Origin of the sequence: Rossellomorea oryzaecorticis (genome assembly GCF_045897515.1) — a bacterium.
Lineage (GTDB): Bacteria > Bacillota > Bacilli > Bacillales > Bacillaceae_B > Rossellomorea > Rossellomorea enclensis.
Genome location: NZ_JBJOSA010000039.1, coordinates 1 through 7,913, shown reverse-complemented (window position 1 = coordinate 7,913; position 7,913 = coordinate 1). Strand labels below are relative to the sequence as shown.

The window sequence follows — 7,913 nt, the reverse complement described above, 5'->3', positions numbered from 1 at the left end:
TTTATGCACATCGCAAAAACTTCGATATAAACGCAATTTACTTTATAACAGGAATGCTCCTCGGTCGTACCTCCCTGCGGGAAGAAAAGCGGAAGGGCTTTGAAGAGAGGCCTGTAGCATAAGACGAATCGGCCACGAAGGCGTTCTTTGCCTTCTTGGTCGGTTTGGCTTATGACACGTGCCTCTAAGCCCTGTAGCTGGAAAGGTCTCACGTCCGCTACTTTCCCCGCAGGAGTGTTTTCGTCTTGCACTCCAATCAACCGCTGTAATTAGCTATATTCTAAATGCCCAATGAACAAATTAAAAACCCGAACTAATTTGCTTAATCTCATACAAATTAGTTCGAGTTATACTAAGACTAAATCACTTTTGTCCCATCATCGCATCTTTAATGCCGCGGAAGTACTTACATTATGATTATTTTTTCAACAGAGGGTTCTCTTTCACAGCATCGATCAATTCTTTTATTTCATCAAGCTTATTCTCCTGAAGAAGGTCAATGACCCTGCTCCCCACAATGACACCGTCGCAGTTACGGGTCATCTCCCTCACATGGTCAGGTGTCGAGATGCCGAAGCCGGCGAGCACAGGCACCTTACTATGCCGTTTTAATACTTGCAGATGCTTTCCGATGTTCTGATTGACTTCGTTTCTTGCACCGGTCGTACCGTTAATCGTTACGGCATATAAAAATCCTTCCGATAGTCCGGCAAGCTCCCGGATCCTTTTTTCAGAACTCGTCAGCGTAGCGAGCTGGATGATAGCGATGCCATGTTCCTCGGCCGGGGAAGAAACCAGGTCCCTGTGCTCTGCGGGAAGGTCCGGAATGATCAGCCCGTCGACACCGGCTTCTTCACATCGAAGGAAGAAACGATCGATGCCATATTTGAAAATGGGATTGATGTAGCTCATGAACACTAGTGGTACCCCGATTTCTTCTCTTCTAGTAACGAGTTCATCCAGTACCTGTTGCAGATTCACACCATGGTCCAGGGCCCTATTACCCGCTTTCTGAATCGTAGGACCGTCAGCCACAGGATCCGAAAAAGGAATCCCAACTTCAATTGCAGAAGCCCCGGCTTCTTCCAGGCGCTTCAACGTCTCTATGAAACTCTCGATTCCCCCGTCTCCAGCCATAATATAAGGGACGAAGAGTTTGTTCCCTTTATCCAGTTCATATTGGAATGTCTGTTCTAAAAACACCTTACCCATTCAGATGACCTCCTAACATTTCCTTCACTTGTTCTACATCCTTGTCTCCCCGGCCTGAAAGGCAAATGACGACTGACTCATCCCGTTCCATCATCCCTGCCAATTTCACAGCGTAGGCAACTGCATGAGAGCTTTCAAGGGCCGGGATGATTCCTTCGGTCTGGGACAGTAATTGGAATGCTTCGAGTGCTTCCTGATCTGTGATAGATGTATACTTTACCCGCTCGATTTCTTTCAGGTAACTATGTTCAGGTCCGACACCAGGATAATCAAGCCCTGCTGAAACGGAGTGCGCTTCCTGGATCTGGCCATCCCCATCCTGAAGGAGATACATCAGACTTCCATGCAAAATACCTGGGGTCCCAAGCGTAAGGGTAGCCGCATGTTTATCTGTCTCGAGACCTGATCCTGCAGCTTCAACCCCGTAAAGATCCACACCCTGATCTTCGATGAACGGATGGAACATCCCGGCTGCATTGCTGCCTCCTCCTACGCAGGCAACGATGGCGTCTGGAAGTGAATGTTCTACCTTGAAAAATTGCTCCTTTGTTTCCTTCCCAATCACACTTTGAAAATCCCTGACCATTTTCGGAAATGGGTGCGGACCGAGGACCGAACCGATAATGTAATGGGTGTCCTCCACGTTCGCCACCCAGTAGCGGAGAGCTTCATTCACTGCATCCTTCAGAGTTGCGCTTCCTGACGTGACACTGACCACCTTCGCCCCTAGCAGCTCCATGCGGAATACATTCAATTTCTGCCGCCTGATGTCCTCTTCACCCATGAAAATCACACATTCAAGGTTCATTAACGCACAGACCGTGGCAGTCGCTACACCGTGCTGCCCTGCGCCGGTTTCCGCGACGATTTTTCTTTTACCCATCCGTTCTGCAAGCAGCGCCTGCCCAATCGTGTTATTGATTTTATGGGCACCGGTATGATTGAGGTCCTCCCTTTTCAGGTACAGTTTTGCCCCGCCTAACCGGTTTGTTAAGTTTTCTGCAAAATAGAGCGGATTTTCCCTGCCGACATAATCCTTTAAATAATATTGAAGTTTCTTTTGGAACGCTTCATCCTGGGATGCCTCCTCATATGCCGTCTCCAACTCTTTTACTGCTGTCATCAATGTTTCAGGTACATATCTCCCGCCGAATTGACCGAATGATCCTTTTTGATCCGGTTGTGCGTAAGTCATGAATATTCCCCGCTTTCTTCTTTTTGGAATGATTTTACTTCTTCAATGAATGCTTTGATCATTTTGCAGTCTTTTCTGCCGTTCCGTTCCACACCGCTCGAAACATCCACCATATATGGTTCCGTTTTCTTGATTGCTTCCGTGACATTCTCTTTCTTTAAACCGCCGGCAAGGATAATGTTATCCTTTAGGGATTCATAGTCTGATAGATATTCCCAGTCGAAAGTGGTACCATTTCCTCCCCTGAATGGTCCCTTTCCGCTGTCCACCAAAAGAAGTCCGCTGCCGTAGCTCTGCAAGGCTTGCAGATCGCTTTTTTCCCTGATTGAGATGGCTTTAATAAATGGAATGGTAAGCTCCCTGCAAAATTCCGGTGTTTCATCCCCGTGCAGCTGGACATAATCGAGCTTCACCACATCCATCGCATATTGAAGTTCGCTCTCAGAAGCATTGACGAAGACCCCGATCTTCAGAATATCCTTCGGAAGTGAATCTGCTATGTCAGCAGCCTTCTCGAGCGTCACCCTCCGTTTACTTTCGGCAAATACGAATCCGACGGCATCGGCGCCTGCATCTGCAGCCCATTTTGCTTCCTCCCGTTCCCGGATGCCGCACACTTTGACTTTTGTCATCGTCCTTCCCCCTTTTTCACCTGCAGGGAAGCCAGCACTCTGCCTGTATCATCACTTCTCATTAACGTTTCTCCTACGAGTACGCCATGTGCGCCAGCTTTAGCAGCCCGGATACAATCCTCGTCATGCCGGATCCCGCTTTCGCTGATCAGCACAACCTCCTCATTGTGAATCATTCCAGCCAGCCTTTCCGTCACATCAAGGCTGACTTCGAATGTCTTAAGATTTCGGTTGTTAATTCCTATGATTTTTGCACCGAGATCGAGTGCAGTCTTCATTTCTTCCTCATCATGGACTTCCACGAGTACTTCGAGCCCCTGGCTTTCGGCGTAGTGAAAAAGGGAACTGAGAAGCGGGTGTTCAAGAGCAGCCACAATCAGGAGGATGATAGTCGCACCGGCATCCCTTGCACGGTCAATCTGGATGGGATCAAGAATGAAATCCTTACAGAGTATCGGGATTGACACTTCCTCCCTGACCCTTGCCAGGTCTTCCATCTCTCCTTTAAAGAAATGAGTATCGGTCAAGACGGAAATGGCAGCTGCTCCTGCCCTTTCATATTCTTTTGCCTGCACAGGGGGATCCACCTCTGTCCTGATATCCCCCTTCGAAGGCGAGGCCCGCTTAATTTCCGCAATCACCCCAAGCTTTTCTGCCTTGAACAATGAATCATATAACTTATGAACTTTACGTATATTTGCATTGTGGTATGATTTGAATCCTGATTGTTTGAGGGTTTTGATTTCTTCCGCTTTCTTTTCTATTATTCTCTCAAGTATGTCAGCCACTTAGATCACCTGCTTCCTTTTCGATTGACTGTACTCCACGAGGGCCTGAAGGGCTCTTTTAGCTTTACCTGAAACAATGCTGTCCCGCGCTGCCTTGACGCCTTCGGCAACACTTGACACACTGCCGTGGGCATAAAGAGCAATCCCTGTATTGAATAACACGGTATCCAGATGGGCCCCTTCTTTTCCTTCCAGTACATCGCGAAGGATTGCGGCATTCTCGGAAGATCCCGCTCCCTTGATCATGCTGTTCGGATAATGAGGCAGGCCAACATCTTCAGCTGTCAGCGTAAAGGACGTGATCCTGCCATTTTCAAGGAGGACAAGATGATTCTCACCTGCAAGGGAAGCTTCATCCATGTAGTCCGCTCCGTTTAATACGATTGCCCTCTTCCTGCCAAGTTCATGAAGCACCCTTGCCATCGTCTCCAATCGATCTCTCCTGTACACCCCGATCAATTGAGTCTCCAGCTCAACAGGGTTTGTCAACGGGCCGATTAAATTGAAGATCGTTGGTATTTTCAGTTCTTTCCTGACCTTCATGATCTTCTTAAGCCCTGAATGGATATGAGGGGCGAAAAGAAACGCAATATTGCATTCGCTAAGGAGATCATTGATTTCATCCGCCCTGAAGTCGAGCGATACACCTAAATGCTCAAGCACATCGGCACTTCCGGTTCTGCTTGAAATACTCCTGTTTCCATGCTTGGCAACCTTTATCCCTGCCCCGGCCAGCACAAACGCACTCGTCGTGCTTATGTTGAAGCTGTGGGAACCGTCCCCTCCCGTCCCGCAGTTATCAAGGACGCCGCTCATGCTGCTTTTAACTGGCAGTGCTTTTTCTCTCAGCACTTCGACAAGCCCGGTGATCTCTTCAACCGATTCACCTTTCATTTTCAGGAGTGTCAGGAAACATGCAATCTGACTATCAGTCGTTTCCTCATTGAATAGCTGGTGTGCTGCTCTTCTCATCTCATCTTTTTCTAAAGAATGTCCGTTAGATAGCTTTTGCAGAAACTCTTTCACGGTTATTCCCCTTTCTCATCTCTTCTAAAAAGTTACTGAGTATTTTTTTCCCTGTCTCGGTTCCGATTGATTCCGGATGAAATTGAACACCGAACAGAGGATATCGTCTGTGCTTGATCGCCATGATCTGGTTGTCATCCATAGAGGATGCGGTGACCTCGAACTGCTGCGGAAGGGATTCCTTTTCGACGACCAGCGAGTGGTACCTCATCACGGTGAGCGGCTGGGACAGATATTGGAACACCCCATCACCGTCATGTCTGATCAGTGATGTCTTTCCATGCATGATCCTTTCTGCAATCACCACTTTCGCGCCGAATGCAGCAGCTATTGCCTGATGACCCAGACATACCCCGAGAATCGGCGCACTAGCGTGAAGATTCTGTATAATTTCGATGCAGATGCCCGCATCTACAGGTGTTCCGGGTCCTGGAGATAAAATGATTCCCTCCGGCTTTAATTCCTGTATTCCCTCTAAGGTGATTTCATCGTTTCTTTTTATCAGGACATCCTCACCCAGCTCCAGTAAATATTGATACAAGTTATATGTGAAGGAATCGTAATTGTCGATGAGCAGGATCATTTTCCCACCTCCAATAAAGATTTTGCTTTATTCATCGTTTCCTCGTATTCACTTTTGGGGTCTGAGTCATATACAATGCCTGCACCTGCCTGGACATAAGCTGTGTGATCCTTCAAAACGAGCGTCCTGATGGCCAGTGCGAAGTCCAGGTTTCCGTTGACTCCGAGATAGCCGATCGCGCCTGAATACACCCCTCTTTTCCTGCCTTCGAGCTCATTGATGATTTGCATTGCACTTATTTTTGGTGCTCCACTCACCGTCCCCGCGGGCAGACAGCTTACCAGTGCTTCCAGAGGTGTGATGCCATCTTTCAGAATCCCTTTGACTTCCGATACAAGGTGCATTACATACTTGTAACGCTCGACCAGCATATACTTCGTGAGCATGATGGATCCCGCCTTACACACTTTTCCCAAGTCGTTCCTCCCCAGGTCGACCAGCATCCTGTGCTCCGCTATTTCTTTTTCATCCGCAGACAATTCATGCTCCAAACGCAGATCTTCATCAACGTTTTCCCCCCGCCTCCTTGTTCCTGCAATCGGGTTCGTTGTGATCTTTCTGCCCTGCACCTTTACCAGGCTCTCCGGCGAAGCCCCCAGTACAACGTACTCCCCAAAATCAATATAAAACATGTATGGAGATGGATTGGATTGTCTCAGACGCCGGTAAAAAGTGAAGGAATCCCCCTTAAAAGCTGCCCGCATCCTCTGAGACAGGACAACCTGGAAGATGTCTCCCTTCCTGATATGTTCCTTTGCGGCTTTCACTTGCTGGATATAATCCTCTTCTGAAATCTGGGATTCAAATGTCACTCCGTTTAACTCAACACCATGGACATCAAGAAAGACATTCGTTATTTCCTTCTCCACTTGAGTCAACTTCTCCTCAAGCTTCTCTTCGGACTCATCCTGAACCACCACAACCATTTTCTGCTCTGCATGATCAAACACGATGACCTTTTCATAAAACATCAGATGGATATCGGGCATATCCAGTTCATCCTCTGGAACGGATCCGATCTTTTCGTATTGGCGGATCACATCATATCCTAGATATCCGACCGCTCCCCCGGTGAATGGGAGGTCAAGGTCCATTTGCTCAACATGCGGAATCAAATCCTGGATGATTTTAATTGGATCGCCTTCCCTCTCTTCCCTTTCTCCTGTTCGGTGTTTTAAGATCTCCACCCGGCTTCCGGCCGCTTTACATTCAAGATAGGGATCACAACCAACGAAGGAATATCTGCCTGACTGTTCATGCTTCAGTGAGCTCTCAAGAAGAAATTTCTTGGATCCCTTCAATGATTGAAAAAGCGAAATCGGTGTATACAAGTCGCCGTTCAATTCCCTCGCTGCATAATGTATTTCTCTCTGCTGGTTCACATGCCATTCCTCCATTCAAAATAGAAAAGCGTAAGCGCCTTGTTCAGCCCCGACAAACGCTTCTGGGCTGACCGGTGAAGTCGATCTTTGACTTCAATGGGCAGACCTAAACGTCTCGAGGGGCTTGGCGCTGAAGCTGGACAAATAAAAAAGTCCCCTATAAGCACAATAGTATTGTGCTTATAGAGGACGATGCTGACCGCGGTGCCACCTCAGGTTGGAGTAAGAAACTTACTCCCTCTTCTTTTCAAATACGGGGTCATGAAACCCTATATTCTATCCTTCTAACGGAGGAAACCCGTATGACCCTACTGCATTGTTCAAGTCATCTCTCATAAGTCCATTCATCTTAAGCTATCCTGCCAGGGTCTCACCTTTCCCGGGCTCTCTGTAAAGCATCACTTAAGCTTACTACTCTTATTCTGCGATTTACACGATTAAGTTTTTGAAAATAAAAAAAGGGCATCCCTATCCTTATAAAAAGGACGGGATACCCGTGGTGCCACCTTTGTTGACTGCTTCTCGCAGTCCACTCATCCGCATCGAAGCCGGCCGGCTTGAATGCGTGTCTTTTGTAACGATAAGACATTCGCCAAAGCCTACTCTCCCTAAAGGATTTCGGTTTGGAGGCTCGGAAGTCCATTCCCTGACGCATCCACACTGGTTCGCACCACCCACCAGCTCTCTTAAGTGTCTGCAAAAGGTACTCCTCTTCGTCGAAGCCGTTCGCTCATTGAATTATTGTTTATTATACTAATTTGTTTTACACCGGATGTCAACAAAAAAATCTAATTTTGTTCAGCTTCTTAATTCCGCTTATGATTTCCGTGCAAGACTCCGCTTTCCGCGGGCAGCCCGTGAGCCTCCCTCACGATAATGGGAGGTTACTTAAAATATCTTTGTTTTTCTCCGGGTTTCTTAAGTGTTCAAAAGAAGAGACACACCATAGTCAAACATATATACCCAAATTTAAATATATCTGGAAACACACGCGGCATTTCAATAGACCGGAAAGGGTTATTTCCAATAAAAGGTACCAACTAATATAATCGCACCTTTGGATCTCCACAAGCGACATGGTGGTGGACCCTCCCA

At 47.4% G+C, this 7,913-nt stretch carries 7 protein-coding genes and 2 other annotated features; all 7 genes read right to left on the bottom strand.

Annotated elements, in window-relative coordinates; all coding sequences use genetic code 11:
- Window positions 1-417: 417 nt before the first annotated feature.
- Genes trpA through trpE form a run of 7 tightly spaced genes read right to left on the bottom strand, consistent with a single transcriptional unit; the run spans window position 418 to window position 6,833 of the window.
- Entirely contained in the window at window positions 418-1,212 is a 795-nt protein-coding gene (gene trpA, locus ACKA06_RS21520) for a tryptophan synthase subunit alpha (RefSeq protein WP_198257341.1), read from the bottom strand.
- Entirely contained in the window at window positions 1,205-2,407 is a 1,203-nt protein-coding gene (trpB, locus tag ACKA06_RS21515) for a tryptophan synthase subunit beta (protein WP_032088065.1), read from the bottom strand. Before trpB ends, trpA begins: the two co-directional genes overlap by 8 nt.
- Complete coding sequence (locus ACKA06_RS21510) at window positions 2,404-3,039, bottom strand: phosphoribosylanthranilate isomerase (RefSeq protein WP_411160619.1); 636 nt, start codon at window positions 3,037-3,039, stop codon at window positions 2,404-2,406. Before ACKA06_RS21510 ends, trpB begins: the two co-directional genes overlap by 4 nt.
- Entirely contained in the window at window positions 3,036-3,827 is a 792-nt protein-coding gene (trpC, locus tag ACKA06_RS21505) for an indole-3-glycerol phosphate synthase TrpC (RefSeq protein WP_411160618.1), read from the bottom strand. Before trpC ends, ACKA06_RS21510 begins: the two co-directional genes overlap by 4 nt.
- Window positions 3,828-4,853, bottom strand: coding sequence for an anthranilate phosphoribosyltransferase (gene trpD, locus ACKA06_RS21500; RefSeq protein ID WP_411160617.1), 1,026 nt, complete (start codon window positions 4,851-4,853; stop codon window positions 3,828-3,830).
- A complete protein-coding gene (locus tag ACKA06_RS21495; protein WP_197671186.1) occupies window positions 4,825-5,436 on the bottom strand; it encodes an anthranilate synthase component II in 612 nt (203 codons plus the stop codon). Before ACKA06_RS21495 ends, trpD begins: the two co-directional genes overlap by 29 nt.
- On the bottom strand, window positions 5,433-6,833 hold the full coding sequence (trpE, locus tag ACKA06_RS21490; protein ID WP_411160616.1) for an anthranilate synthase component I: 1,401 nt from the start codon (window positions 6,831-6,833) through the stop codon (window positions 5,433-5,435). Before trpE ends, ACKA06_RS21495 begins: the two co-directional genes overlap by 4 nt.
- A 167-nt stretch (window positions 6,834-7,000) precedes the next feature.
- Window positions 7,001-7,252: a binding site (T-box leader), on the bottom strand.
- Between the two features lie 44 nt (window positions 7,253-7,296).
- Window positions 7,297-7,547: a binding site (T-box leader), on the bottom strand.
- Window positions 7,548-7,913 lie beyond the last annotated feature (366 nt).